The 25849-nt window shown below is 73.7% G+C and carries 28 protein-coding genes and 2 tRNA genes; 13 read left to right on the top strand and 17 right to left on the bottom strand.

Annotated features, from left to right (window positions below; genetic code table 11):
- Positions 1-21: 21 nt before the first annotated feature.
- From LWC35_RS09975 to LWC35_RS09945, 7 genes are all read right to left on the bottom strand, one after another.
- Positions 22-1221 (bottom strand): dipeptidase, encoded by a 1200-nt coding sequence (locus LWC35_RS09975; protein WP_232869762.1) that lies wholly within the window; start codon positions 1219-1221, stop codon positions 22-24.
- A gap of 64 nt (positions 1222-1285) precedes the next feature.
- Positions 1286-1591: a muconolactone Delta-isomerase gene (locus LWC35_RS09970; RefSeq protein WP_232869761.1), complete on the bottom strand. Its 306-nt coding sequence runs from the start codon at positions 1589-1591 to the stop codon at positions 1286-1288.
- A gap of 9 nt (positions 1592-1600) precedes the next feature.
- On the bottom strand, positions 1601-2782 hold the full coding sequence (locus LWC35_RS09965; RefSeq protein WP_232869760.1) for an MmgE/PrpD family protein: 1182 nt from the start codon (positions 2780-2782) through the stop codon (positions 1601-1603).
- A complete protein-coding gene (locus tag LWC35_RS09960) occupies positions 2782-3945 on the bottom strand; it encodes an acyl-CoA dehydrogenase family protein (RefSeq protein ID WP_232869759.1) in 1164 nt (387 codons plus the stop codon). Before LWC35_RS09960 ends, LWC35_RS09965 begins: the two co-directional genes overlap by 1 nt.
- Entirely contained in the window at positions 3942-4433 is a 492-nt protein-coding gene (locus LWC35_RS09955) for a MaoC family dehydratase (RefSeq protein WP_232869758.1), read from the bottom strand. Before LWC35_RS09955 ends, LWC35_RS09960 begins: the two co-directional genes overlap by 4 nt.
- The gene (locus tag LWC35_RS09950; protein WP_232869757.1) at positions 4430-5590 is read right to left on the bottom strand and encodes a CaiB/BaiF CoA transferase family protein; all 1161 of its coding nucleotides are present in this window, start codon (positions 5588-5590) and stop codon (positions 4430-4432) included. Before LWC35_RS09950 ends, LWC35_RS09955 begins: the two co-directional genes overlap by 4 nt.
- Entirely contained in the window at positions 5571-6404 is an 834-nt protein-coding gene (locus tag LWC35_RS09945; protein WP_232869756.1) for an HpcH/HpaI aldolase/citrate lyase family protein, read from the bottom strand. Before LWC35_RS09945 ends, LWC35_RS09950 begins: the two co-directional genes overlap by 20 nt.
- 39 nt (positions 6405-6443) lie before the next feature.
- Here LWC35_RS09945 and LWC35_RS09940 point away from each other — a divergent pair, with 39 nt between their 5' ends.
- The gene (locus tag LWC35_RS09940; protein ID WP_232869755.1) at positions 6444-7589 is read left to right on the top strand and encodes a CapA family protein; all 1146 of its coding nucleotides are present in this window, start codon (positions 6444-6446) and stop codon (positions 7587-7589) included.
- A 113-nt stretch (positions 7590-7702) separates the two neighbouring features.
- On the opposite strand, the gene LWC35_RS09935 is transcribed toward LWC35_RS09940, so the two are convergent.
- Positions 7703-7775: transfer RNA gene (locus LWC35_RS09935), tRNA-Arg, on the bottom strand.
- A 131-nt stretch (positions 7776-7906) separates the two neighbouring features.
- On the opposite strand from LWC35_RS09935, the gene LWC35_RS09930 reads away from it, so the two are divergent.
- The 3 genes from LWC35_RS09930 (at position 7907) to LWC35_RS09920 (ending at position 11303) form a co-directional block, all read left to right on the top strand.
- A complete protein-coding gene (locus LWC35_RS09930) occupies positions 7907-9079 on the top strand; it encodes an MFS transporter (protein WP_232869754.1) in 1173 nt (390 codons plus the stop codon).
- 101 nt (positions 9080-9180) lie between these two features.
- Positions 9181-9879: a response regulator transcription factor gene (locus LWC35_RS09925; protein WP_232869753.1), complete on the top strand. Its 699-nt coding sequence runs from the start codon at positions 9181-9183 to the stop codon at positions 9877-9879.
- Complete coding sequence (locus LWC35_RS09920; protein ID WP_232869752.1) at positions 9876-11303, top strand: HAMP domain-containing sensor histidine kinase; 1428 nt, start codon at positions 9876-9878, stop codon at positions 11301-11303. The genes LWC35_RS09925 and LWC35_RS09920 overlap by 4 nt, the downstream gene beginning before the upstream one ends.
- Before the next feature lies 1 nt (position 11304).
- Here LWC35_RS09920 and LWC35_RS09915 read toward each other — a convergent pair whose 3' ends face one another.
- Both LWC35_RS09915 and LWC35_RS09910 read right to left on the bottom strand, forming a co-directional pair.
- Positions 11305-11964 carry an SRPBCC family protein gene (locus LWC35_RS09915; protein WP_232869751.1) on the bottom strand — a complete coding sequence of 220 codons (660 nt, stop codon included), beginning with the start codon at positions 11962-11964 and terminating at the stop codon, positions 11305-11307.
- Positions 11961-12650, bottom strand: a complete 690-nt coding sequence (locus LWC35_RS09910) for an ArsR/SmtB family transcription factor (protein WP_232869750.1) — start codon at positions 12648-12650, stop codon at positions 11961-11963. The genes LWC35_RS09915 and LWC35_RS09910 overlap by 4 nt, the downstream gene beginning before the upstream one ends.
- Positions 12651-12794: 144 nt before the next feature.
- Here LWC35_RS09910 and LWC35_RS09905 point away from each other — a divergent pair, with 144 nt between their 5' ends.
- Together LWC35_RS09905 and LWC35_RS09900 are read left to right on the top strand one after the other, a co-directional pair.
- On the top strand, positions 12795-14183 hold the full coding sequence (locus tag LWC35_RS09905) for a S1C family serine protease (protein ID WP_232869749.1): 1389 nt from the start codon (positions 12795-12797) through the stop codon (positions 14181-14183).
- Between the two features lie 243 nt (positions 14184-14426).
- Positions 14427-14918: a MogA/MoaB family molybdenum cofactor biosynthesis protein gene (locus LWC35_RS09900; RefSeq protein WP_372463029.1), complete on the top strand. Its 492-nt coding sequence runs from the start codon at positions 14427-14429 to the stop codon at positions 14916-14918.
- A gap of 42 nt (positions 14919-14960) precedes the next feature.
- Here LWC35_RS09900 and LWC35_RS09895 read toward each other — a convergent pair whose 3' ends face one another.
- On the bottom strand, positions 14961-15482 hold the full coding sequence (locus LWC35_RS09895) for an Rv0909 family putative TA system antitoxin (RefSeq protein ID WP_232869748.1): 522 nt from the start codon (positions 15480-15482) through the stop codon (positions 14961-14963).
- Between the two features lie 90 nt (positions 15483-15572).
- Here LWC35_RS09895 and LWC35_RS09890 point away from each other — a divergent pair, with 90 nt between their 5' ends.
- Complete coding sequence (locus LWC35_RS09890; RefSeq protein WP_232869747.1) at positions 15573-15740, top strand: hypothetical protein; 168 nt, start codon at positions 15573-15575, stop codon at positions 15738-15740.
- 55 nt (positions 15741-15795) lie between these two features.
- Here LWC35_RS09890 and mscL read toward each other — a convergent pair whose 3' ends face one another.
- The 4 genes from mscL to LWC35_RS09870 form a co-directional block, all read right to left on the bottom strand.
- Complete coding sequence (gene mscL, locus LWC35_RS09885; RefSeq protein ID WP_232869746.1) at positions 15796-16215, bottom strand: large conductance mechanosensitive channel protein MscL; 420 nt, start codon at positions 16213-16215, stop codon at positions 15796-15798.
- A gap of 45 nt (positions 16216-16260) precedes the next feature.
- Entirely contained in the window at positions 16261-16968 is a 708-nt protein-coding gene (locus tag LWC35_RS09880; protein ID WP_232869745.1) for an SAF domain-containing protein, read from the bottom strand.
- 97 nt (positions 16969-17065) lie between these two features.
- The gene (locus LWC35_RS09875; RefSeq protein ID WP_232869744.1) at positions 17066-17389 is read right to left on the bottom strand and encodes an FmdB family zinc ribbon protein; all 324 of its coding nucleotides are present in this window, start codon (positions 17387-17389) and stop codon (positions 17066-17068) included.
- Positions 17390-17440: 51 nt separating this feature from the next.
- Positions 17441-18136 carry a 5-formyltetrahydrofolate cyclo-ligase gene (locus LWC35_RS09870; protein WP_308194504.1) on the bottom strand — a complete coding sequence of 232 codons (696 nt, stop codon included), beginning with the start codon at positions 18134-18136 and terminating at the stop codon, positions 17441-17443.
- A 34-nt stretch (positions 18137-18170) separates the two neighbouring features.
- Here LWC35_RS09870 and LWC35_RS09865 point away from each other — a divergent pair, with 34 nt between their 5' ends.
- The 5 genes from LWC35_RS09865 (at position 18171) to LWC35_RS09845 (ending at position 22669) form a co-directional block, all read left to right on the top strand.
- Complete coding sequence (locus LWC35_RS09865) at positions 18171-19058, top strand: UTP--glucose-1-phosphate uridylyltransferase (RefSeq protein ID WP_232869743.1); 888 nt, start codon at positions 18171-18173, stop codon at positions 19056-19058.
- 4 nt (positions 19059-19062) lie between these two features.
- A complete protein-coding gene (gene glp / locus LWC35_RS09860; protein WP_232869742.1) occupies positions 19063-20292 on the top strand; it encodes a molybdotransferase-like divisome protein Glp in 1230 nt (409 codons plus the stop codon).
- 5 nt (positions 20293-20297) lie between these two features.
- Positions 20298-20960, top strand: a complete 663-nt coding sequence (locus tag LWC35_RS09855; RefSeq protein ID WP_232869741.1) for a GNAT family N-acetyltransferase — start codon at positions 20298-20300, stop codon at positions 20958-20960.
- A 238-nt stretch (positions 20961-21198) separates the two neighbouring features.
- Positions 21199-22548 (top strand): divisome protein SepX/GlpR, encoded by a 1350-nt coding sequence (gene sepX, locus LWC35_RS40870; protein WP_372463027.1) that lies wholly within the window; start codon positions 21199-21201, stop codon positions 22546-22548.
- Positions 22549-22593: 45 nt separating this feature from the next.
- Positions 22594-22669 (top strand) — tRNA-Ala (locus LWC35_RS09845).
- A gap of 75 nt (positions 22670-22744) precedes the next feature.
- Here the strand turns inward: LWC35_RS09845 and LWC35_RS09840 are convergent.
- On the bottom strand, positions 22745-24115 hold the full coding sequence (locus LWC35_RS09840; protein WP_232869740.1) for an FAD-binding oxidoreductase: 1371 nt from the start codon (positions 24113-24115) through the stop codon (positions 22745-22747).
- Positions 24116-24290: 175 nt separating this feature from the next.
- On the bottom strand, positions 24291-24905 hold the full coding sequence (locus LWC35_RS09835; RefSeq protein WP_232869739.1) for a helix-turn-helix domain-containing protein: 615 nt from the start codon (positions 24903-24905) through the stop codon (positions 24291-24293).
- A gap of 107 nt (positions 24906-25012) precedes the next feature.
- On the opposite strand from LWC35_RS09835, the gene LWC35_RS09830 reads away from it, so the two are divergent.
- Entirely contained in the window at positions 25013-25846 is an 834-nt protein-coding gene (locus LWC35_RS09830; RefSeq protein WP_232869738.1) for a DMT family transporter, read from the top strand.
- Positions 25847-25849: the final 3 nt, after the last annotated feature.

Genomic DNA, 25849 nt, shown 5'->3' with positions numbered 1-25849 from the left:
CCCACGGGACGGAGGACGGCCTTACGAGATCTTCTCGAGCACCCGCAGCGCGTTGCCGCCGGTCACGGCAGCGATGTCGGTGTCGGAGTAGCCGTGCTTAACCAGCCAGCGCGTGATGTTGCGGAAGCACTCACCGGGGTTCTCCAGGCCGGCGACGTACTCGACCGGCTCGAACTCCGGGCCGGCCGTGATGGACCCGACGCCGAGCTTCTCGCTCATCGCGTGGTGAAGTCCCATATGGTCGCCGAAGAAGGTGTCCGGGCCGAACCCGACGTGCTCGATCCCGACGAGGTCCACGCAGTACCGGAAGTGGTCCATGACCGACTCGATCGTGTGCCTGCGGTGGTCCGGGCTGACCGTGGTGTACGGAGCGGCCTCGATCCCGATCATGCCGCCGGACTCGGCGCAGGCACGGATGACCTCGTCGGGCTTCATCCGAGGGGTGTCCCACAGCCCGCGCGCGCCCGCGTGAGTGATCAACACCGGCTTGTCGCTGGCCTCGATCACGTCCAGGGCCGTGCGGTCGCCCGAGTGGGACAGGTCGATCGCGATGCCGAGCCGGTTCATCCGGCGGACCGCGCGGCGTCCGAACTCGGTGAGCCCGCCGTCGCCCCGCTCGCGCAAGCCGCTGCCGAGGGAGTTCTGGTCGCTGTAGGCGACACCCATCTGCCGGACGCCGAGCCCGTACAGCACGTCGAGCCGGTCGACCTCGTTCTCGATCAGTGCGGCGCCCTCGAGCCCGGCGACGGCGGCGAGGCGGCCCTCGGCGTGGGCGCGCCGGATGTCGTCGACGGACTCGGCGCGGATCGCGTAGTCCTGGTGGGCGAAGTCGCAGAACCGCATCCCCAGGTCGGTGATGACGTCGTCCCACTTCCAGCCGTTGCGCGACTCGCAGGCCCCCCAGTCGAGGTTGTCGAAGACTGCATCCAGCCCAGAGCGGCTCAGACCTTCGTAGCCGTAGGCAAGGCGGGCCTCCCGGTTCCAGGCAGAGAGCTCCGCCTCGGCCTTCTCCGGGAGCCGGACCGGGTGGTCGTGCAGCGAGACGGCGATGTTCTCCGTGAGCAGCCGCTCGGCGCGGTCCTCCTCGGCGGCGGTCAGCCCGAGATCGTGCGCGGGGAGCCGATCGACCTCGGCGGCCAGGGTGAACTCGACATAGTCCTCACCGGGCTCCAGGTAGGAGAACGACCGGTACCCGGCGTAGTGCGGTGGTGCCACCTTCATGCCTCCTTGGGCGACGTTGCCCGTACTCTATTTCGGAACGGCGTCCTGAAGAGCGGAACGGATGTTACGGCTTGTTGAAAAAGTCGTCGACCCCGCTGGCCAGGGGGTGCGTCGCCAACGGGCGCACGTGGAAGCGGGCATGGGGGAAGATCGGGAGCGCCTGCAGGACGTCGTGGAGCTCGTCGGCGTCTGCGGCCGACCAGATACCGACGTTCCCCTTCTCCCCGGGCACCCGCCAGAGCCCCTTGAGCGTGCCCGCCTCGATCAGGGCCCGGCCCGCGGCGCGTTCGCGGTCCACCACGTCCGACCGCGTGGCGGGCGGCAGTGCGAACACGTCGGTGGTGTCGATGGAGACCAGAAAATCGGCCATGGCTCGCTCTCAGGGGTAGGTGTCGGACAGGAGCCGGGCGGCAGCCCGCCAGGTCGCGTCGGCGACCTCCGCGGCGTCGCCGACGCAGCCCGCGATCTTCGCGTGCAGATCGGCGGGTGACAGCGGGAAGTCGGGATGGCCCGGCGGGGTGTGCAGGGTCTGCTCGAAGTTCCCGCCGTCGCGGCGGGTGAGACGGACGGTGCTGTCGCCGGCGAGCACGCCCTCGCCACCCGGCACGATGCGGACGGCGATGCGTTCGAGCAACCGCCGGACCTCGGGCCGCCGCACCGCGGCATCGGTGAAGCTCGCCGCGGTCGGGAAGCCGTCCACCAGGGCGGCGGCCACGGCGTACGGCAGGGAGAACCTGCCCTCGGCTCCCGTCCGCGGGCGGTCGTGGGCGAGCGGCTGCAGCACGGACTCGGCCACGCACATCTCCACCGTGTCGATCTCGTCGACGGGGACCGGGCCGAGCAGGCGCACCGCCCCGATCGGCCGTTGGAGGGCGTAGCAGCAGGGGAACGGCTTGACGGCCAGACCGCCGGGGACCGCGGGGCCCGACAGGTCGATCTCCTGCGCGCCTCCCATCAGTGCGAACCAGTCGTCGAGCGCGCGCGGGTCGGCGCCCGCACCGGCCGCCGCGAGCCGGGCGGCCCGGACCCCGGCGTCCGTCGCGAACCCCACCTGCAGCGGCTTGGCCTCGGTGCCGAAGGCCTGCTGCACCCCGCCCGCCGCGGGGACGGCCAGGGCCATCGCACGTCGGACGCCGTCGGGGTCCAGGCCGAGCGACAGGGCCGCCGCGACCGCCGCGGCAGGCGCGCCCGCAGTGCAGGTGGCGTGCCATCCGCGCCGGTAGTGGCCCCAACCCAGCGCGGTGCCGAGCCGAGCCATGACCCCGGCGGCGGCCAGGAACTCCCGTTCGCCCCCGCCGGTGGCGAGGGTGGCGCTCGCGCAGACCACACTGACGTGCGAGGTCGACGGCAGATGGACGTCATCGAAATCGAGCGCGTGCCCGATCGCCGCCCACCGCAGTGCGGTGGGCTGCCCGACGGTGTGGGACACGATCGGCTCGTCCGCCGCGGCCAGTGTCACGGCCAGGGTGTCGGCCAGTGCGGTCCGGGCCAGGGCCCGGTCCGCGTCGGTGGGGTCGAGCCGCGCGGCCCAGTCCGCGAGGTAGCCGAGGGTCGTGCCCATCAGAACGACCGCGGCATGCCGAGGACGTGCTCGCCGATGTGGGACAGGATGAGGTTCGACGACACTGGGGCGATGCGGTAGAGCCGCGTCTCGCGGAACTTGCGCTCGATGTCGTACTCCGCGGCCATCCCGTACCCGCCGTGGGTCTGCAACGCCACGTCGGCCGCCTCCCACGAGGCCTCGGACGCCAGCAGCTTGGCCATGTTCGCCTCGGCCCCGCACGGCTGTCCGGCGTCGAACAGGTCGGCCGCTCTCCAGCGCATGAGGTCGGCGGCCTCGAGGTGCACGTGGGCCTGGGCGATGGGGAACTGCACGCCCTGGTTGCGGCCAATCGGCCTGCCGAAGACTTCGCGCTCGCTCGCGTAGCGGGAGGCGCGCCGAACGAACCAGCGACCGTCGCCGACGCATTCGGAGGCGATCAGGATGCGCTCGGCGTTCATGCCGTCGAGGACGTAGCGGAAGCCCCTGCCCTCCTCGCCGACGAGGGCGTTGGCGGGAATGTGGACGTCGTGGAAGAAGACCTCGTTGGTCTCGTGGTTGACCATGGTGCGGATCGGGCGGGCCTCGACGCCGGAGACCTCGCGCAGGTCGATGAGGAACATCGAGATGCCGTCGGACTTGCGCGTGACGTCCTCGCGGCGAGTGGTGCGGGCCAGCAGCAACATCAGGTCGGAATGCTGGACGCGGGAGATGAAGACCTTCTGCCCGTTGAGGACGTAGCCGTCGTCGGTGCGGGTGGCGGTGGTCCGCAGGCTCGTGGTGTCCGAGCCCGCGGTCGGCTCGGTAACGCCGAAGGCCTGCAGCCGGACCTTCCCGGCGGCGATGTCGGGCAGGTAGCGGCGTTTCTGCTCCTCGCTGCCGTGCCGCAGCACCGAGCCCATCGTGTAGAGCTGGGCGTGCACCGGGCCCGCGTTGCCGCCGTTGGCGTTGATCCCCTCCAACAGCACCGACGCGTCGCCCAGCCCCAGACCGAGCCCGCCGTACTCCTCGGGCACGAGCGCCCCGAGGCAGCCGGTCCCGGTCAGGGCGTCGACGAACTCCTCGGGATAGCGGCGGGCCTCGTCGACCTCGCGCCAGTAGGCGTCGGGATAGTCCGTGCAGATCTGGTCGATGAGCGCGCGCAGGTCACGGCGGAGCTCGGTGCGGTCGGTAGTGGTGGTCATGCGGCGTCCTCCGCGCGCGGACCGTGCCCGCGCTTGTAGACCAGCAGCGTCCTGCTGTACTCGATCACGGTCTCGCCCGTCTGCTTCGTCCCCGTGGTGCGCACCATCACCACGCCCACCGTCGGCCGGGACCTCGACTCCCGGACCTCGACGACGGTGGATGACGAGCGGATCGTGTCCCCTTCGAAGACCGGGGCGGGCAGCGTGATGTCGGTCCAGCCGAGGTTCGCGAACACGTTCTGGGACACGTCGGTGACGCTCTGCCCGGCGACGAGCGCGAGCGTCAGCGTGGAGTTGACCAGCGGCTTCCCGAACTCGGTGCGCTTCGCGTACTCGTGGTCGAAGTGCAGCGGCGCGGTGTTCTGGGTCAGCAGCGTGAACCAGATGTTGTCCGTGGTCGTGATCGTGCGCCCCAGCGGATGGCGGTAGACGTCCCCGGGGACGAAGTCCTCGAAGAACCGGCCCTGCCAGCCGTCATGCGTGGTCATGCGGTCTCCTTCCGGCGTGCCGCGATCTCGGCGAGCACGGTGTCGGTCTGCTGTCCGAGGCCCGGGACGGCGCCGTCGCGGGCGACGCGGGCCCCGGGCGTCGCGATCGGGGTGAGCGTGCGTACCGGACCGTTCGGTGTGGGGGTGTCGAGCCAGCGGGCCGGGACGGCGAGCTCGGGATGCTGCGCCAGGTCGGTGACCTGGTTGAGCCGCGCCCAGGCGATGTCCGCGGCCTCGAGTCGTTCCACCAGGACCGCTTCCGGCAGGGTCCGGAAGACCGCGTCGACCAGCTCGTCGAGCTCGGCGCGATGGGCGACTCGCAGCCCGTTGCTCGCGAGGCGCGGGTTCTCCAGCAGGGCGGGTGTCCGGAGGACGTCGCTGCACAGCCGGCGCCATTCGCGGTCGTTCTGCACCGCGATCATCAGCCGCCCACCGTCCGCCGTGGGCATGGCCCCGTACGGGGCGATCGTCGGGTGCGCCGTGCCCATCGGCTCCGGCGCCGCACCGCCGTGCGCGGTGTAGTACAGCGGGTAGGCCATCCACTCCGTCAGCGCGCCGAAGAGCGGGACGTGCACCGGCAGCACCTCGCCCGTCCGGTCGCGGTGACGCAACGCCGCCAGGATCCCGCTGTGCGCGAACGATCCCGCCGCGATGTCGGCCACCGAGATCCCGGCCTTCGCGGGGGAGTCCGGCCAGCCGGTGAGTGCCATCAGACCGGATTCCGCCTGGATCAGCGCGTCGTAGGCCTTGCGCTCCGGCTGCGGGCCGTCCGGTGCGTACCCCGAGATCGTGCAGACGATCAGGCCGGGGTGGCGTTCGCCGAGTGCCTCGACTCCGAGGCCGAGTGCGGCCAGCGCCCGGGGGGACAGGTTGGCCACGACCACGTCCGCGGCTCCGAGAAGATCCTCCAGGGCCTCCCGGCTGGCCGCGGACTTCAGGTCGAGCTGCACCGACTCCTTGCCCCGGTTCAGCCAGACGAACACGCTCGACAACCCGCCGACGACGTCGTCGTAGGTCCGGGCGAAGTCTCCGCCCTCGGGGTGCTCGACCTTGATCACCCGAGCGCCGAGGTCGGCGAGCAACCGGGTGGCGTACGGCGCCGCGACGGCCTGCTCCAGGCCGACGACGACGACGTCCTCAAGCGGGAGTCGGCTCACCGTGCACCTCCTCGAGCAGGGCCTGGGCCCGGGCCACGACCGGGGCGTCGACGAAGGTGCCGTCGGACAGACGCAGGCTGCCGGGTCTTGACCCGGCCGCGTCGACGACCCGGCGTGCCCGCTCGATCTCCGCCGCGGTCGGTGCGTACGCCCGGGCCACCGCGTCGAGGTGTCGGGGATGCAGCACCACGCGGCCGCCGAACCCGAGCGCCCGGGAGGCGCGGCTGCTACGGATCAGGCCCTCCTCGTCGTCGAGGTCGGGGTGGGGTCCGTCAATCGGGGCGCGTAGACCCGCCGCGCGGGACGCCACCGCGAGGTGGGTGCGCGCGTGGTCGAGGCCCGCCTCGCCCGGCACCGGTGAGACGCCGAGCTCGGCCGCCAGGTCGAGGACACCCAGGATCACCCTCGCCACCTGCGGAGCGGTGGCGATCTCCGCCGCAGCGAGCAGGCCCGTGCAGCTCTCGATCACCGGAACGACCGGTACCCGGACCGTGTCGGCGAGCTCGGCGAGCCGCGCCGCCGACTCGACTTTCGGGACCACGACGGCGGCGGCATGGCCGAGGACCGGCCGGAGCGCCTCGAGGTCGGCGAGGTGCTCAGGATCATCGAGCCCGTTGATCCGGACCATGAGCCCGGGCCGCCGCGAGACCGTCAGGGCACGCACGACGGCGGTCCGGGCCTGCCACTTCGCCGGGCCCGCCCCCACACCGTCCTCCAGATCGAGGACGACGGTCGAGAAACGGAGCGACAGGGCCCGCCCGATCCGGCGGGGTGCGTCCCCTGGGGTGAACAGCAGCGTGCGGTCCACGCGCATCACGTAGTCTCCCGAGCGTTCATATCTGCGGAACGATTTGTGCTGCAGAGTGGGACGATCCTGAACCGGGCAACGGATCCTGTCAACCACCCGGTGGACGAAGGGGGAACGATGAAGATCATGGGCGTCGGCGACACCGTGCTCGCCCGCACGCCGGGACCCGAGGCCTCTGCGCTGCCCCTGCTGAGGCGAGGCGACGTCACGATCGCGAACCTGGAGGCGCCGCTGGTCGACGTCGACAGTCCGACGGAGAAGGAGATGACCATCGGGGTCCCGACGGCGACGGCGCCGCTTCTCGCCGACCTGGGGATCGACGTGGTCTCGCTGGCTACGAACCATGCTCTCGACCACGGCACGGAGGGTCTACTCAGCACGATCGAGGCCCTCGACGCCGCCGGTGTCCGGCATGCAGGCGGTGGCCGGACCCTCGCCGAGGCGGAGCGCGGCACAGTCGTCGAGGCGGCGGGCTCCAGGGGCGCCGTCCTGAGCTTCTGCTCCACGCTTCCGCCCGGCGCCAACGCGACCACCACCCGCCCCGGAATCGCGCCCATTCGGATCGACCAGAGCCTTGCGCTCGACGGCATCACGTTGCAGGAACAACCCGGGACGCCGCCGTTCCTCCGCACCGCCGCGCAGGAGGCAGATGTTGCCCGGGCCGAGGACGCCATCCGCGCCGCCCGGCGCACGGCGGACCGGGTGGTGGTCTGCCTCCACTGGGGAGTCCCGTGGGCGTACCTGCCGGATAACCAGGGCCCGCTCGCGCAGTACCAACAGCCGCTAGGACGGCGACTCGTCGACGCGGGAGCGGACGTCGTGATCGGCACGCACCCGCACTGCCTGCATCCCGTCGAGAGATGGAACGACGGCTTGATCCTCTACTCGGCCGGGAACTTCCTGTTCCACGCCGCCGAGATCAGTGTGCCCGAACTCTACTTCCCGCTTCCCTACCAGGCGTCAAGGCTGTTCACCGGTCGGTGGTTCGACAGCGCGGCATTCGAGATCGACCTGCCCGAGCGCGGGCCCGGACGGCTCCGGCTCGTGCCCATCACGCTGGACGCGAAAGGCGAGCCTCAGGTGGCGACTTCGGATTTTGCTGAACGAACCCTCGCGGCATTCGAGCGTGACTCGCGTGAGATCGATGAGATGGTCCGCCTGACCCCTGACGGGGAGGTGGGATTCGGCTGAGGGTCGAAGCGGCGATCCGTCGTCGGTGTACGGATGGTTACGCCGAACAACAGACTCGCTCCCATTTGGCTCCCACGTCCGAGAACAAGATCCACGAAGCACACGCTGACCTGTGCCCCCGGCAGGATTCGAACCTGCGACACCCGCTTTAGGAGAGCGGTGCTCTATCCCCTGAGCTACGAGGGCTTGCGGGCAGCATCCTAACGGCGTCGTCCGCGGCCCGTGGGTGACCCGTCGAACACCCGCTGAGGGCCGGTCGAGGCCTACGCTGGGAGAGTTCTGCATTCTGTGTGCGTAAGGGGGTCACCGTGCGGTCGGTGCGCGTCGCGCTGCTCGCGCTGGCGCTGGGGGCGTTCGCCCTCGGGACGGGCGAGTTCACCGTGATGGGGCTGCTCCCCGAGGTCGCCGGCGACCTGCAGGTGTCGATCCCCGAGGCCGGGCACCTCGTGTCGGCGTACGCGATCGGCGTGGTCGTCGGGGCGCCGCTCCTCATCGCGGCCGCGACCCGATTGCCGCGCCGCCGGGCGTTGATCGTGATGATCGGGCTGTACGGCGTGGCGCACCTGCTGTCGGCCGTCGCGCCGGGCTACCACTACGTGATGCTCGGGCGGTTCCTGTCCGGGCTGCCGCACGGGGCCTACTTCGGGATCGCGGCGATCGTCGCCGGCTCCCTCGCGGCGCCGGACCGGCGGGCACGGGCGATGGCCCACATGTTCGCCGGCCTGACGGTCGCGAACATCGTCGGCGTCCCGCTCTCGACGCTCCTGGGGCAGCTCGTCGGCTGGCGGTGGACCTTCGCCGCGGTCGGCGTGATCGGGCTGGCCGCCGCCGTGCTGATCCGGCTCGTGGTCCCGGACGTCCGGCCCGAGGGCGGCCGGCCACGCCTGGCCGACGAGCTGCGCGCGCTGACCCGCCGCCCGGTCTGGCTGACCCTGCTCATCGCGGTCCTGGGCGGGGCGACCCTCTTCGCCAGCTACAGCTACGTGGCGCCGATGCTCACCGACGTCGCAGGGTTCCCGACCGCCGCGATCACGCTGCTGCTCGCGATGTTCGGCGTGGGCATGACGGTCGGCAACGCCATCGGGGCCCGGCTGGCGGACATCGACCCGATGCGCGCGATCCGCACGGTCCTGGCCGCCGACGTGATCGTCGCGCTCGCGCTGGTCCCGGCGATGCACCACCCGGTCAGCGCCGCGATCGTGCTGTTCCTCTTCTCCGTCACGACCTTCTCGCTGATCCCCTCGGCCCAGCTGCGGATCATCGACGGCGCCGCGGGCGCCCCGCACATGGCCGCCGGCTCGATGCACGCCGCGTTCAACCTGGCCAACGCGCTGGGGGCCTGGCTGGGCGGCGTGGCGATCGCGCTGGGCTTCGGGCTGACCTCGCCCAACGTCGTCGCCGCCGTCCTCGCGCTCGCCGGGCTCGTCGTCGCGACGGTCTCGGCGGTCGTCGAGCGGCGCAGCGCGCAGCGGGAGCCGTTCATCGTCTGACGCGCGGGCCGCCGTACCCCGTCGCGCGAACCGCCCGGAGCGGACGAGCGTCACAGGGGCCTCTCAGACGCTTCTCAGAACACCGCGCGAGACTGACGGCCATGCGAATCCTCGTCGTCGACGACGACCGTGCGGTGCGCGAGTCGCTGCGCCGTTCGCTGGCCTTCAACGGCTACCAGGTCGATCTCGCGAGCGACGGGTTCGCCGCGCTCGAGGCCGTCGACGCGCAGCGGCCCGACGCGATGGTGCTCGACGTCATGATGCCCCGGCTCGACGGGCTGGAGGTCTGCCGGCGGATGCGCGCGGCCGGCGACGAGCTGCCGATCCTCGTGCTCACCGCGCGCGACGCAGTGTCCGACCGGGTGGCCGGCCTCGACGCCGGGGCGGACGACTACCTGCCCAAGCCCTTCGCGCTGGAGGAGCTGCTGGCCCGGCTGCGCGCCCTGCTGCGGCGCCGGACGATCGACGACATCGCGGCCGCCGCGGGGCAGTCGCACGTGCTGGAGTTCGCCGACCTCTCGCTCGACCCCGAGACCCGCGACGTCCGCCGCGGCGAGCGCCCGATCAGCCTCACCCGCACCGAGTTCTCGCTGCTGGAGCTCCTGCTGTCGCACCCGCGCCGGGTGCTGACCCGCGCGCAGATCCTCGAGCAGGTCTGGGGCTACGACTTCCCGACGACGGGCAACGCGCTCGAGGTCTACATCGGCTACCTGCGGCGCAAGACCGAGGCCGACGGCGAGCCGCGGCTGATCCACACCGTGCGCGGCGTGGGCTACGTGCTGCGCGAGACGCCGCCGTGACCGAGCGCGGGCACTGGCCCTCGGTCCGGGAGCGGCTCGACCGGGTCAGCCTGCGCGCGCGGATCGGGATCCTGGCCGCCGCGGTGGCGGCCGGCGTCGTCGTGCTGGTGTCGCTGGCCGCGTTCCTCATCGTGCGGCAGAGCATCCTGGAGACGCTGGACGACAACCTCTACCGGCGCGCCACGGCCGCCGCCCAGAGCGAGCTGGCCAAACCCGAACTGATCTCGACGATCCCGCCGGAGGTGCTGGGGGCGGGGGACATCCGCGTCGCCCTGGTCTACGCGTCGGGCTTCGCGCAGTCCGCCGAGGGTCCGGCCTCCGCGCCGCCGCTGAGCGACGCCGAGCTCGACGTCGCCCGCGGCGACGAGGAAGAGAGCTTCCGGACGGCGGCGGGGTACCGGGTCGTCGCGGTCGAGGCCGGCAACGGCCGGGCGCTCGTGATCGCCCAGAAGCTGGACTCCACCCAGGCCGTGCTGTCCGAGCTGGCCACGGCGTTGCCGGTGATCGGCGGCATCGGCGTGGTGCTCGCCGCGTTCGCCGGCGTGGCCGTCGCCCGGGCCGGGTTGCGGCCGGTGCAGCGGCTCACCGCGGCGGCCGAGCGTGTCACGGCGACGGGGGAGCTGCGGCCGATCCCGGTCAGCGGGTCGGACGAGCTGGCCCGGCTCACGCAGAGCCTGAACGAGATGCTCGGCGCGCTGGCCGCGTCGCAGGAGCAGCAGCGGCGCCTTGTCGCCGACGCCGGACACGAGCTCCGGACGCCGTTGACCTCGCTGCGCACCAACCTCGAGCTGCTCGCGGCCGCCGACAGGCCGGGCGCCCCGATCCTGCCCGCCGAGGACCGCGAGGAGATGCTCGCCGACGTCCGGGCGCAGGTCGAGGAGCTCACCCAGCTCATCGGCGACCTCACCGAGCTGGCCCGGGAGGACGCCCCGGCCGTGCCCCGGGAACCGGTCGAGATGACCGACGTCGTCGACCGGGCCCTGGAGCGGGTGCGCCGGCGCGCGGGGGACATCACGTTCGACGTCTCGCCGGTGCCGTGGACGCTCGTCGGCGACGCCACCGCCCTGGAGCGAGCCGTGCTGAACCTGCTGGACAACGCGGTGAAGTGGAGCCCGCCCGACGGCACGGTCCGGCTGCGCATGGTTCCCCTCGACGACTGGACGATGGTGATCGAGGTCGCCGACTCGGGCCCCGGCATCGCCGAGGCCGACCTGCCGCACGTCTTCGAGCGCTTCTACCGCGCCGACACCTCCCGCACGATGCCGGGCTCCGGGCTGGGGCTGGCGATCGTGCGGCAGGTGGCGGTGCGGCACGGGGGTGCGGCCTGGGCGGGCCGCGCCCCCGAGGGCGGTGCGCTGCTCTCGCTGCGGCTGCCCGGCCGTCGCGGGGACGTCCTGCCACCGGAGGAGCGCGCTGCCGGCTGACTCAGCCCGCGACCGTGTCGGCGAACCAGCGCGTCCACTCCGCGGTCTTCGCCGCGACGTCGACGCCCGGGGCGTAGTCGTGGTGCCCGACGGCGACCGGCATCCCGAGCAGCGACCGCTCGTGGAAGCGGATCAGGCTGTCGGCGGTGCGGACGCCGAGGTAGTGCTCGGTGCGCTTGTCGACCACGCCGGGGCCGCCGAGGATCTCGACGGTGTCGCCCTCGGCCGGGTCGCCGAGCGCGGCGAGGATGCGCTTCCAGGCGTCCGGCGAGTTCGGCGCCTCGGCCTCGACGTACACCGCCGGGCGGCCGGGGAAGTGGCGGAGGTACTCACCGAGGGTGAAGAGGTAGAGGTCCCAGCCGAACCCGGTCATGGTCTCGAACTCGTCGCCCCAGTCGTCCTCGGCCATGCCGCTGTGGACGAACCGGAGCACGGTCGTGCCGCCGCTCGCGGCCTCGAGGACGTACTCGATCGCCTGGGTGCCGAAGCGCTGTTCGAGCCGGCGCGGCGCGTCCTCGTCGATCTCGGCGCCGGCCTCCTCCGGATCGGGGCCGGTCATGAACCACCCCGCCTGTCCCTCCGGCGTCGCGATCGCGCGCCAGACCTCCTCGGGGCTCGCGGGCAGGACCACCTCGCGGCGGATCTCGAACGGGCGACTCACGGCGGCTCCTCGGTACGTGTCGTGGACTCGGTGTGGGGCTCGGGGTGGGGCCCGGTGTCGGACTCGGTGCCGGCCCCGGCGCCGGGCGGGGACCCGCCGTCCGGCAGGGCGGGGTGGAGGGCGACGACGAGGCGGTGCGGACGCCCTCCCGGCGCCGTCGCGTCGTGGTGGCGGGCGACGAGCTCGGTGACGGCCTCGCCGAGCTCGCGCACGAACGCCGCCCGGTCGGCGGCGGTGGCGAACCGGATCTCGCCGTCGACGGCGAAGGTGGCCACCCGCTTGCGCCCGGCCCGCGTGATGAGCGTTCCCACCTCGCGGAGCAACCTCGCGGCGAGGGCGAGCAGCCACTGGGCGGACACCCGGTCCGGCTCGCGTTCCGGGTCCGGGGCGACCAGGGCCCAGGCCTGCGGAGAGACGACGTAGGCGCTCGCGGTCGCCCGCAGCACGCGCTCGGTCATGTTCCCCTTGCGGCGCTCCTCGACCAGCTCGACGAGGCCGTGCGCCTCCAGCGCCCGCAGGTGGTAGTTCACCTTCTGCCTGGTCAGACCCAGCTCGACGGCGAGCGAGGTGGCCGAGCCCGGCTCCCGCAACGCGCGCAGCAGCCGGGCCCGCACCGGGTCGAGGGCGACCGCGGCGGCCGCCCCGTCCTCGATCACCGCGGTCCGTGCTGCCGTCCGGTTCGTCACGGTACCGACGGTGCCACCGACAACAAATCCTGTCAAGGAGGGAATCGTTGTCGGAGGCGGCGCGGGCGCGGACCGCTCGCCCGCCTACCCTGTCGCGGCGGCGGCCGCGGACGCGCCCGTCGGAGCGAGGAGCACGGGACCCGGATGACCGACGACGAGCGCTCCGGCCACGGGGCCGGAGGGCGGCACGCCGCCGGGCGCACGCCCGCCGAAACCGCCGACGGGAGCGGGGCCCTGCCTCCCCTCGAAGGCGACCCGGCGCAGGCGACGCCCCCACGGGGGCTGCCGGTGCCCGATCCCGTGACCGACACCGGTCGGCACGCGCTGATCGAGCCGGACGACGCGGCACCCCCGCTGCCGGATCCGGCGGGAGAGGCGGAGCGGCCCGGCCTCGCGCCGGGAGCGCCCGCACCGGCTCCGGCGGACGGAGCGGACGACGAGGGGGAGGCGCCGGCCCGCACCTGGTCCGGACGGCTTCGCCGCTACGCCCCGCTGGCCGCCGCGGCCGTCGTCCTGGCGCTCCTCGCGGGGCTGGCCGGCGGCTGGATCGGCTGGACCCTCGCCGGGCGCAGCGTGTCCGACGGCGCGCTCGGCCGGCCGTTGCCCCAGGCCGACCCGGCGTCGTCCCAGCTCACCCCCGTCGAGGCGGTGGCGGAGAAGGTGCTGCCGAGTGTCGTGCTGCTCAAGGTCGAGGGCGGCGGTCCGGGCGAGGACGAGGGCTCCGGCATCGTGCTCAGCGCGGACGGCCTCGTGCTGACGAACGACCACGTCGTCTCCGCCGCGGCCGCGGGCGGCACGATCACCGCACTGCTGCAGGACGGCCGGGCGTTCCCCGCCCGGATCGTCGGCCGCGACACCGGCTCCGACCTCGCCCTCGTCCGGCTCGACGGGGCCGGCGGACTCACCGCGGCCGAGCTGGGGAACTCCGACTCGCTGCGGGTCGGCCAGCAGGTCGTCGCGATCGGGGCGCCGCTCGGGCTCGACGGGACCGTGACCACCGGCATCGTCAGCGCACTGGACCGGGCGGTCAGCGTCGGCGGCGACCAGGGCGGCCAGGCGACCGTGCTCAACGCCGTCCAGCACGACGCCCCCATCAACCCCGGCAACTCGGGCGGGCCCCTGGTCGATCTGCAGGGCCGCGTGGTCGGGGTCAACTCCGCCATCGCCAGCACCGGCGGCAACCAGGGCGGCTCGATCGGCGTCGGGTTCTCGATCCCGGTCAACCAGGCGCGGCGCGTGGCCGACGAGCTGAACCGCACCGGGCGCGCGACCCGGGCGGTCCTCGGGGTGACGGTCACCGCCGTCGGACAGCCCGCGAACGGAGGCGCCGTCGTCGGGCAGGTCACACCCGGTGGGCCGGCCGCCCTGGCGGGACTCCATCCCGGTGACGTCGTGCTCCGGGTCGGTGACCGCCCGATCGCCGACGGCGACGAGCTGGTCGCGGCGATCCGCGACCATCAGCCCGGTGAGCAGGTCGGACTCGCCCTCACGGACCGTCAGGTCACCGTCACCCTCGCGGGTGAGCCCAGCTAGCTGCCGCCGGGGGATCCGCAAGTGTCAACCGGCCCAGATCCGGCCCGGGAGCGGCGCGGGGCCCGCGTTTCGGGTCATGATGGAGGTGTCCGTGTCGTGGTGCCCCGCGACCGGACACAGGGTCCGCGTCGGTGCCGGCACCCCCTCCCAGTGCCGGCGCGGTCCCGCCCTGTCCGGGCGGGCGACGAACCCGCCACCCGAGGCGCCGCCCGGTGCCGGGACCACTACGGTGAGCACATGGAGATGGCGACCCCGCAGCTCGGCCGTGCCCTCGTGGTGATCGTGGACGACCGGGTCAGCCATGGCGAGACCCAGGACCGCACCGGTCCGCTCGTCGCGGAGCTGCTCGAGGAGGCCGGCTTCGTGGTCGACGGCGCGGTGACCGTGCCGGGCGAGGCCGTCGCGATCCGCAACGCGCTCAACACCGCCGTCATCGGCGGCGTCGACCTCGTGATCACCGTCGGGGGCACCGGGGTGTCCCCGCGGGACGTCACGGCCGACGCCACCGCAGGCGTCCTCGACCGCCCGATCCCCGGCATCGCCGAGGCGCTGCGGGCCTCCGGGCTCGCCGCCGGCGCCGTCGACGCCGGGCTCTCCCGCGGGCTGGTCGGCATCTCGGGCAGCACCCTCGTGGTGAACCTGGCCTCCTCGCGCGCCGCGGTGCGCGACGGCATGGCTACCCTGTCGCCGCTGGTCACGCATGTGATCAGCGAGCTGTCCAGCCTCGACGCCTGACCCGCCGGGGGGCGCCCGGGCGCACCGCCCGAGCATGAGCCGTCAGACGGACGGCGTCGTGCCGCTGCCGGGCTTCGCTCCGGGTGCCTCGGGATCGGCGGCCTGCGGGGCGGCGGTGGGCGTCGGCGAGGGCGCGGCCGGGGCCGTCGGCCCGGCGGTGTCGGTGGCCGTGGTGGCCCCGGTGGCCCCGGTGGCCCCGGTGGCTCCGGTGGCCCCGGTGGTGGTGGGTCCGGCGGTGGTGGAGCCGCTCTGCTTGAGGGCGTCGCCGACCTTGCCCTTCACGGTGCCGATCTTGTCGCTGTACTTGTGCCCGGTGGCGTGGTCGACCTTCTGGGCCGCCTTCTCCACCAGCGGCCCGGCCTTCTCCCGCGCCTGCTCGGCGTAGGGCCCCGCCTTCTCCTTGGCCTTCGCGACGTACGGCGCCGCCTTCTCGGAGGCCTTGTCGAGGTACGGCCCGGCCTTCTCCTGGGCCTGGTCGAGGTAGGGCTTGGCCTTCTCCTGCGCCTGGTCCAGGTAGGGCTTGATCTTCTCGAGCAGTTCCTTGGTCATGTCCTGCAGGGTCATGGGGCCCCTCCTGTTCGCCGCCCGGTCACCCGGCCTCCACGGCCATGGTGGCACCGAACCGGTTCCGATGTGGCCTGGCACCATGGAGGGATGGCCGAACTTCCGGATCGGGTGCGCCGCCGGCTCGCGGAGATCTTCGGCGACACGATGCCCGACGTGACCCGGGACGAGCTCGACGACCCGCGCCCGGCGGACCGGGACCGGGAGCGCGACGAGGAGTGGTACCGGGCGAACCGGCCCCCGCACCACGACCGGTAGCGGTCCCGGGGGCGGGCCGGGAGTGGCGCGGTACGCCTCGCGGGTGGGGCCGCGGTCAGGCCTGGTGGCGGCCGTTGCTGCTGGAGTTGGCCTGCGCCTTGAGCAGGTCGCGGATCTCGGCGAGAAGCTCGACGTCCGTCGGCTCCGCGGGACCCGGCTCCTCGCCCCGCTTGCGACGGTTCTTGATCGTCTGGATCGGCAGCACGAAGACGAAGTAGACGATCGACGCGACGATCAGGAAGTTGATCGCGGCGGCGATGACCTCGGAGAAGTTGATCAGTGTGCTGGGCTTGTCGGCCTGCAGCTGGATGCCGAGCGCCGGCACGTCCGGCGGCGTGATCGCGTTGAGCAGCGGCTGGATGATGCTGCCGGTGAACGCCGTGACGATCGCGGTGAAGGCGGCGCCGATGACGACCGCGACCGCGAGGTCCACGACATTGCCGCGCAGGATGAAGTCCTTGAAGCCCTTGAGCACGGTTCCCTCCAGTGACCGACGGATCGGTCTGCGTGATCACTACCGTCAACGGAGGGTAACGGCGACCTGATCGGAGAGCGAGGCGGCCGCGACCCGCGTCGCGAGCTCGCGCGGCAGCGCGACCAGCGCCGATCGGCCCCGCGCACTGCTCCCGGCCGACGCGCCACCGGGCTCGAGCACGGTCAGGACCACCGCCGAGTCGGCCAGCACCGTCGGTGTGCCGCCCTCGGGCGCGGCCACGACGACGTCGACCCGGACACCCGGGGTGAGCAGCGCGGCCACGTCCGGGTCGGCGAGGCGGACCGGTACCGCGGCCGCGTCGGGAATGCCCGTGGCCGCGGCGGCCAGGGCGGCCCTGGCCAGCCTCAGGTCGGTGAGGGGTTCGCCGGCGCGGAGGGCTCCGGCCAGGACGCGGCCCTCGGCCGCGGCGACCCCCACGACGCCCGCCGGCACGAGCTCGGCGGGCCAGGTCGCGACGGTCAGGTCGGTTGGCGCCACGACGCTTCCCGGAGCGAGATCGCGCGCCGCCACGACGACCTCGCTCGAGCGGCCACCGGCGGGGGAGAGGGCGAGCACGGCGGCGACGACCACGAGCACCCCCGCGAGGCACCGGCGGACCAGCACGACCCGCCGCCAGCTCGCCCTGCCGAGGAATGCGGCCACGGCCTCGACCGGCCGGGACGGGCCGGCGGGTGCACGGGGGGAACCGCCCGCGCCGGCCTTCGGGGCCGGCCGGGCGCGACGCTCTGCCATGCCTGTGACGCTAGGCCGGGAACGTGCGGGCTCCCGGCCCGACGGCAGGCCTGTGGAGGAACGGGGCGGGGTGTGGACAACTCCCGCCCCGGAGGCCTCAGGAGGCGGCCGCGGCGGGGGCGCTGGTGGACGATGAGCCGGAGTCGGACTTCGAGCCCGAGCCGGAGTCCGACTTCACCGACGACGACTCCGAGGAGGAGCTCGCCCCGTCCGAGGAGCTCGAGGAGCCCACGCTGCTGGCGCCGGACCGGCTGTCGGTCCGGTAGAAGCCGCTGCCCTTGAACACGATCCCGACCGAGGAGAAGACCTTGCGCAGCTTGCCGCCACAGACCGGGCACTCGGTCAGCGCGTCGTCCGAGAAGGACTGCACGGCCTCGAACCGGTGGTCGCAGGCGGTACAGGCGTACTGGTAGGTCGGCACGTGATCCTCCGGAAACTGGCACTCTGTATGAGCGAGTGCCAGCATAACCCGTCAGCCCCGCCCGTTGTTCCCCGTCGCCACGGTCCCGGGAGTCGGCAGCACCACACCCGTGACCGGACGGTCGTGCGGGTCGGCGGGCACCTCGTCGATCAGCTCGCCGTCGTGCAGCAACGCCACCACCGGCACGCCCGGGGGCAGGGCGCCCAGGGTGCGGTCGTAGTAGCCGCCGCCCCGGCCCAGGCGTCGCCCGGACCGGTCGGCGGCGAGCGCGGGCACCAGGACCAGCACGGCGGTGCGCAGGGCGGCCGGGCCGAGCCGCGGCGTGGTGGGCTCGCGCAGCCCGAGCGGGCCGGGGCCGAGGGAGTCCGGACCGGTGTACACCGCCCAGTCCAGCGGTCCCGGCCGCGGCGGGACCACCGGCAGCAGCACCGAGCGGCCGGCTGCCCGCAGCCCGTCGAGCAGCGCGAGGGAACCGGGCTCGGCGCCGACCGGCAGGTACGCGCACACCGGGCCCTCCCGCAGCTCCTGCGCCAGCTCCAGCACGTGGCCGCGGAGCTCCTCGGCCGCGGTGGCGCGCTGCTCAGGGGTGAGCGCGCGGCGGGCCTCCAACACCCGGGCGCGCAGGGCGTCCTTCTGCCGGGCGACGTCGGAGCCCGGGGTGTCGTCTCCGCCGTCACCCCGGGTCCCCGTGCCCGGCCGCCCGGCGGCCCGGGAGCCCGGTTCGTGTCGCGATTCACGCTCCAGCACCCGGCCACGCTAGTGGCGCCGATAGGCTCGCGGGATGAGCCAGCCCTCCGCCCTGCGCTCGGCCGTCGTCCCCGCCGCCGGTCTGGGCACGCGTTTCCTCCCGACCACGAAGGCCGTGCCGAAGGAACTGCTGCCGGTCGTCGACACCCCGGGCGTCGAGCTGATCGCCGCCGAGGCCGCCGAGGCGGGGGCGCAGCAGCTGCTGATCGTCATCTCGCCGGGCAAGGAGTCCGTGGCCGCCTACTTCGAGGCCGCCCCCGACCTGGAGAAGACCCTCGAGGCCCGCGGCAAGGAGGCGCTGCTGGAGAAGGTGCAGCGCGCTCCCGGGCTGATCGAGGTCAAGACCGTCTACCAGGACGAGCCCAAGGGCCTCGGGCACGCGGTCGCCCAGGCCGAGCAGGCCCTGGCGGAGGACGAGCAGGCGATCGCGGTCCTGCTGCCGGACGACATCGTGCTGCCCACGGGCGTGCTCAACCGGATGATCGAGGTGCGCGCCGAGAAGGGCGGCAGCGTCCTCTGCGCCTTCGACATCCCGAAGGAGGAGATCTCGCCGTACGGCGTGTTCGACGTCAGCGACACCGGCGACCCGGACGTCAAGCAGGTGCACGGGATGGTGGAGAAGCCCTCCGCCGAGGAGGCGCCCTCGACTTTCGCCGCCGCGGGCCGCTACGTGCTGGACCGGGCGATCTTCGACGCGCTCCGCCGCATCGAGCCCGGCGCGGGCGGCGAGCTTCAGCTCACCGACGCCGTGCAGCTCCTCATCGACGAGGGCCACCCGGTCCACATCGTGGTCCACCGGGGTGGCCGGCACGACCTTGGGAACCCCGGCGGCTACGTGCGCGCGTTCGTCGACTTCGCCCTGCAGCACCCGGATTACGGCGCGTCCCTGCGTACCTGGCTGCAGGAGCGGCTGGAAAACTGACGCCGTGCGGAGTGTCGACGAGCAGCTCAAACGGGTTCTGGAGATCGCGGTCCGGCCCGCGCCCGTGCGCGTGGCGATCTCCGACGCCCAGGGACTGCGCAGCGCCGAGGAGGTCGTGACCTCCCGCGCGCTGCCCGGCTTCGACCAGGCCGCGATCGACGGCTACGCCGTGCGCAGCGTCGACGTCGTCGGCGGGAGCGAGGCCGAGCCCGTCGGACTGCCCGTCGTCGGCGAGATCCCGGCCGGGTCGCGCCAGCCGCTGCGGCTGCAGCCCGGACAGGCAGTCCGGGTGAGCGCGGGTGCGCCGCTGCCCACGCTCGCCGACGCGGTGCTGCCGGTCGCGCACACCGACGGCGGGTCCGCGCGCCTGCAGGTCACCCGCGGGGTGCCGTCGGCGGCGTACGTGCGCCGGGTCGGCGAGGACATCCAGCCGGGCGACGTCGCCGTCCGCCGGGACGGCGTCATCGGCGCGGCCCAGGTCGCGCTGCTCGCCGCCGCCGGCCGGGACAAGGTGCTGGTCCACCCGCGCCCGCGGGTCTCGGTCGTCTCGATGGGCGACGAGCTGGTCGACGTCGCGCGTCCGGCCTCGGCCGGGCACGTGCCCGACGTGGGCTCGTACGCGCTCGCCGCGGCCGCCCGCGAGGCGGGCGCCGAGATCCCGCGCCCGCCGCGGCTGGTCCGGTGCGACGCGCGGGAGCTGCGGTCGGCGGTGGAGGACCTGCTGCCGTTCAGCGAGGTCGTGGTGGTGTGCGGCGGCGCGGGTGGCAACGCCGGGGCGGAGGCCAGGGCCGCCTTCACCGGGCTGGGCGAGATCGACACGACCCGGGTCGCCATGGCACCGGGCTCGTCGCAGGCCTTCGGCAGGCTCGGCCGCGACTCCGTCCCGACGTTCCTCTTCCCGTCGAGCCCGGCCACTGCCCTGGTCCTGTTCGAGGTGTTCGTCCGGCCGCTGATCCGGCTCGGGCTCGGCATGCCCGACCCGTACCGCCGCCTGGTGTCCGCGCGGCTGACCTCACCGGTGTCCTCGCCGCCCGGGCGCCGCTCGTACCTGCGCGGCCGGCTGCTGCGCGAGGTCGCGTCGGGGGACTACCTCGTGCAGCCCCTCGCCACCGGCGGCACGCACCTGCTGGCCACACTCGCGGAGGCCAACGCGCTGATCTCGCTACCGGAGGAGACCACGGACGTGACCGTGGACGAGCGCGTCGACGTCAGCCTGCTCTCCGTCCGCCGGTAGCCGCGGTGGCCCACTCCCTGCCCGAGTACGCCGGGCGTCACCCCGGCTGGCCGGCACGGCTGGGACCGCTCACGGTCTCGGGCGGACGGGTCGAGCTCCGGCCGGTCAAGCTGTCGGACGGCGCTGCCTGGTCGGAGATCCGGATCCGCGACCAGCAGCACCTCGTTCAATGGGAACCGTCGACGCCCGGCGGCTGGGCCCGGCGCAACTCGGCGGGGGAGTGGCCGGGCCGCTGGTGGCTGCTTCGCTCGGCCGCGCGGCGCGGGGCGGCGCTGCCGTTCGCGATCACCCTCGACGGGCGCCTGGTCGGCCAGGTGATGGTCGGCAACGTCGTGCGGGAGCCGCTGCTCTCGGCGTACGTCGGCTACTGGTGCGACGCGCGGGTCACCAACAAGGGCGTCACGACGGCGGCCGTCGCGCTCGCCGTCGACCACTGCTTCGGGCCCGTGGGCCTGCACCGGCTGGAGGCGACCGTGCGCCCGGAGAACGGGCCGAGCCTGCGGGTCCTGACCAAGCTCGGCTTCCGCGAGGAGGGGCTGTTCCGCCGTTACCTCGACGTCGACGGGGCCTGGCGCGATCATCTCTGCTTCGCGCAGACCGTCGAGGAGCTGCCGCCGGGCGGCCTCGCGGCCCGGCTGGTCGCGGAGGGGCGGGCCTCCCGGGCCTGAGCGCCCCCGACGGGTGTACCGGCCGCCCGGAACGGTGCGTCGTGGCGGGCAGTGCTCACTCGTACACCATCAGTCACAACCGTCCCGGGCGAATCAGAGATCCCGTGGGGGATGACGGCGCGTCGTTCGCCGGATCCCACGTTCGGGCTCACTACCGTGGTGTCTCCGGGCGTGATCTTGGCTCCGGCCGCCGGAGGGGACGCGTCTCGATTGCGCCGATCGGGGGGAGGAAGCAGCCGTGCCCAGCTCGCTGATCTTCGCGGGTCTCGTGGTGATCTGGCTGCTCATCCTCGTCCCGGCGGTCGCGCGGCGTCAGCAGGAGGTCGTGCGGCCCAGTCCGGCCGCACTCTCCGGCCGGGTGCTCGCGCGGCCCGTGCGGCACCGGACCCTGGAGGTGTACGGGATGGACACGCACGACGAGCGGGCCGCCGTCGCGACGGGCGCCGGACCCGGCCCGGAGACCCGTGTGCCCGCCGCCCGCGAGGCCGCTCACGACGAGCGGGACGAGCCCGCGGACCGCGGAGGCACGGCGGTCCACGACGAGCACGACGACCACGAGGACCACGACGTCCGGGACGGCCGGGCCGACCGCGTCGACGACGAGGCCGACGGGGTCGAGGTCGGCGCAGTCGAGACCGGCGCTCACGAGACCGGCGCCGACGCGGACGAGACCGACGACGAGCGGGAACTCGACGGGCCGGCGACCGGTGACCCGGACGAGGGCTACGCCGCCGCCGGCTACTACTCCTGGGACGAGGAGGACCGGCACCGCGACGGCGGGGGCGCGGCTCCCGCCCGGCACGAGCCCCGCACCCACGCCGACCTCGACGAGCGGCGCTGGGAGCGCCCGCCGGCCTCGTTCCGGCCCGGCCGCGGCGGTTTCGACGCCGAGGCCGCCGCGCTGGCCGCCCGCGCCCGCTACGCCTTCCGGCAGCGGGTGGTGATCGCGCTGCTGGTCCTGGCCGTGGTCACGGCGGGCGCCGCGCTGCTGGTGCTGCCCGCCCTCTGGTGGGTGCACGGCCTGGTCGACCTCGGGCTGGTCGGCTACCTGGTCTATCTGCGCCGCCAGGTCCGCTTGGAGGAGGCGATCCGTGCCCGCCGGGCGGCCCGGTCGGCCGGCACCCGCCGCCCCTCCGCCGCCGACGACCCCGCGCTCGACGACTGGGCCCGCCGGGGCCGCGAGGCCGGCGCGCCCCGGGAGGACGCGGACGGCGAGCTCGAGGACCGCGGGTACGACGACGAGGAGCCCGGCGACCCGGTCGGCGCCGAGCACGACGACACCGACGACACCGGGGACGCCAAGGACGACGAGGACTGGACGGCCGACGACGGCGAGCCCGACCGCGTCCGCGGCACCGGGGAGCCCGTCGGGGTGCTGCCGGCGAAGCGCCGTACGGTCGACGGTGGCGGGTCCGCCGACGCGGGTTTCGAGCCGGCCCTGCCGCGCCTCCAGCCGGCCCCGCCGCCTCCGCTGCCCGCGGGAACGGAGCTGGTCGACGTCGACGCGGACGACGACGAGCTGCCGCTCGACGCCGCCGGGGACCTGCGCGGCCCCGCAGCGGCATACCGCCGTGCAGCCGGTGAATAGCGCCTGATATGGTTCTTCCTGCACGGCCGGAAGGCCTGCAGGCCTGGGGCTGTAGCGCAGTTGGTAGCGCGTCTCGTTCGCATCGAGAAGGTCAGGGGTTCGATTCCCCTCAGCTCCACCACACGCTCACCGCGGTACTCGACGCCGCCGTGGCTCACGCCTCGGCGGCGTCGTCGTGTCCGGGTCACGGCCTCGGTCAGGCCGGGGCGATGTTCTGGTTCAGGTGGAAGAGGTTGCCGGGGTCGTAGGTGGCCTTGACCTGCCGCAGTCGTTGGTAGGTGGGGCCGTAGTTCTCGGGGGCGCGTGCCGCGTCGTCGGCGCCCATGAAGTTGACGTACCCGCCCTCGGTGCCCGAGTAGGGGTGCACGGCGGCGTAGTAGTCCCGCACCCACCGGGTGTTGGCGTCGTCGTCGCCGGGCGGGTCCCAGAACGCGCCGATCACCATGGCGTACCGCGCGTCGCGGTGACCGAACGCCGTGTCCTGGGCGCCGACCCGCGCCGCCGCGCCGTTGACGGGGTAGAGGTGCATCGTCGAGGCGACCGTCGGCGTCCCGGGACCGTGCTCGAGGTGCCTGGCGATGGCGTCGTCGGGCAGCTCGCGCACGAAGTCGGCCTTCCAGTACTGCCGGATGCCCTTGTGGAACAGCCCGTCGAAGGCCGAGTTGAGCGCGGGGTAGGGCATCGGCCCGACCAGTTCGGCCTTGACCTCGGCGATGTCGCGGAAGGGTTTGATCGCCTGCTCGCCGTGTTCGGGCCGCCCGCTCCAGCAGGTGACCACGGCGCAGAACACGTCGCCGTGGCGGTCCTCGGGGATGAACGGGAGCGGTGGGGCCAGCTGCCAGCCGAAGAACGCGCCGAGCTGCTCGGGGGCCTGCTGGATGTAGTCGTCGAAGGCCCGCATCACGGCCGGGGCGTCCGCGACCTCGTAGAGCAGGGGGCCGCCGTAGATGGTCTCGACATCGTGCAGGGCGAGCTCGAGTGCGGTGACCACCCCGAAGTTCCCGCTCCCGCCGCGCAACGCCCACAGGAGGTCCTCGTGCTGGTCCTCGCCGACCGCACGGACGCGCCCGTCGGCGGTGACCACCTCGGCACCGACCAGGTTGTCGCACGAGAGGCCGCAGCCGCGGGTCAGATAGCCGATGCCGCCGCCCAGGGTGAGACCACCCACGCCGGTGGTGGAGATGATGCCCCCGGTGGTGGCCAGGCCGTAGACGTGGGTGGCGTGGTTGAAGTCCCCCCAGGTGGCGCCCCCGCCGACCCGGGCGGTCTTCTTGATCGGGTCGACGAACACGTTGTTCAGCGGCGACAGGTCGAGCACGACGCCGCCGTCGCAGGTCCCGAACCCGGGCGCGCTGTGCCCGCCGCCGCGCACCGCGAGATCCAGCCCGGCCTCGCGGGCGTAGTTCACCACGGCGGCGGCGTCGGCGGCCGAGGTCGCCCGCACGATGAGCGCGGGACGGCGGTCATGCATCCCGTTGTGGACCTGGCGGTGCTCGTCGTAGCCGTCCCCACCCGGCTCGATGACCGGACCGCGCACCTGTTCACGCAGCTCAGCGATGGTCGTCATGATCCCTCCTCGCGCGGTTCCCTGGCGTCCTCCCTGCCTGACCGGCCCGGGCGCGGGCATCGTTCCACCGCGTTGCCGGGACGAGCTCACCCGCTGCGGGCGAGGGGGCCGGATGGTGGATGCCCGTGCTCCGAGCGACGCCGTGCCCATCGGCGCTGCGGTCGGTGCGGGTCGCTCAGTCCGGGTCGGCGGGGGCGATCGAGGTCGGCGGCACGAGCCCGGCGTCGCCCGGCTGCAGCACGACCATCGTGAACCGCACGGGCCGGTCGCCCGCGCCGGAGTAGCGGTGCGGCACCTGCGCCTGGAACATCACCGTGTCGCCCTCGCCGAGCTCGTGCTCCACGGCACCGACCCGGAGCCCGAGCCGGCCGTGCAGCACGGAGAGCACCTCGGCGGTGCCGATCGGGTGGGCCTCGCCCTCGAAGGCGTCGCCGGGCTGCAGGGTCCAGTCCCACAGCTCGACGACGTCGGGGGGGTCGGTCCCGATCCGGAACACCGCGGTGCTCCCGGCATCGCTGCTCCACAGCGGTACGGCCTGCTCCGCCCGCCGGACGACGACGCGGGGCGTGGCGTCGCCGTCGACCAGGGAGGTCACCCCCACCCGCAGGGCCTCGGCCAGGTGCACCAGCGTGCCGATGCTGGGGTTGCCGCGCGCGGTCTCGATCTGGATCACCGTGCCGCGGCTGACCCCGGACGCGGCGGCGAGCGCGTCGATGGTCATGCGGCGCTGCTGGCGGAGCGCGCGGACGTTGCGGCCGATCGCCGTGGCGACGTCGTCGGGGGACTGCACCCGATCCATTCTGCCGTACCCCGGGGGATAGTCGGTTGTACTTCTCCGGGGCCGACCGTACAGTTCAGTGACGTGCCCTCGTTCGTCCAGTTCGTTGTACCCCGCTGATGGCCGCCGGATTCGCCGCGCCGTCGGCCCTGCTGTCGGCCGTCACCTACGGGTTCGCCGACTTCGCGGGCGGGTTCGCCGCCCGTCGCGCCCCCGTCCTCACCGTGACCGTGGTCGCCCAGATCGCGGGCCTGGTCGCGCTCCTCCCGGGACTCCTGCTGATCCCCGGCAGCCCGAGCGTTCCGGCGGCGTGGATCGGCGCCCTGGCCGGGCTCGCCGGCGCCTCCGGGCTGCTGCTGTACTTCCGCGGCCTCGCCGTGGGCCCGATGGGCACGGTCGCGCCGCTGTCGGCCGTCGTCGCGGCCGGTCTGCCGCTGCTGGTCGGCATCCTCGGCGGGGAGCGCCCCGGGCCGTGGACGATCGTCGGCATGCTGGTCGCGCTGGTCGCGATCGTGCTGGCCACCACCGGTTCCCGCCGGGAGAGGGCGGCGCTCGCCGGGGTGCTGCTGGGCCTGGCCTCCGGGGCCGGGTTCGGCCTGTTCTTCGTGATCCTCGACGCGACCCCGGCGGACTCGGGCCTCTGGCCGCTCGTCTTCGGGCGGACGGCGTCGGTGAGCCTGCTGCTGGTCCTCACCCTGATCCGCCGTCCAGGCCGGCCGGGCAGCGTGTGGCTGATGGTCGCCAGCGGCGTGCTGGACTCCGCGGCCAACGTCTTCTTCCTGCTCGCCACCCGGGTCGGCTCCCTCGGCGTGACCTCGGTGATCGTGGCGCTCTACCCGGTCGCCGTCGTGCTGCTCGCCCGCGCGGTCCTGCGCGAGCGCCTCACGGTGGTGCAGCTGGTGAGCGTGGTGCTGGCGGTGGGGGCGAGCGTCACCCTGGCCGGCGGCGGCTGAGCG

Origin of the sequence: Pseudonocardia kujensis, assembly GCF_021283305.1 — a bacterium.
GTDB classification, from domain to species: Bacteria; Actinomycetota; Actinomycetes; order Mycobacteriales; family Pseudonocardiaceae; genus Pseudonocardia; species Pseudonocardia kujensis.
This window is presented reverse-complemented; position numbering and strand designations above follow the sequence as displayed.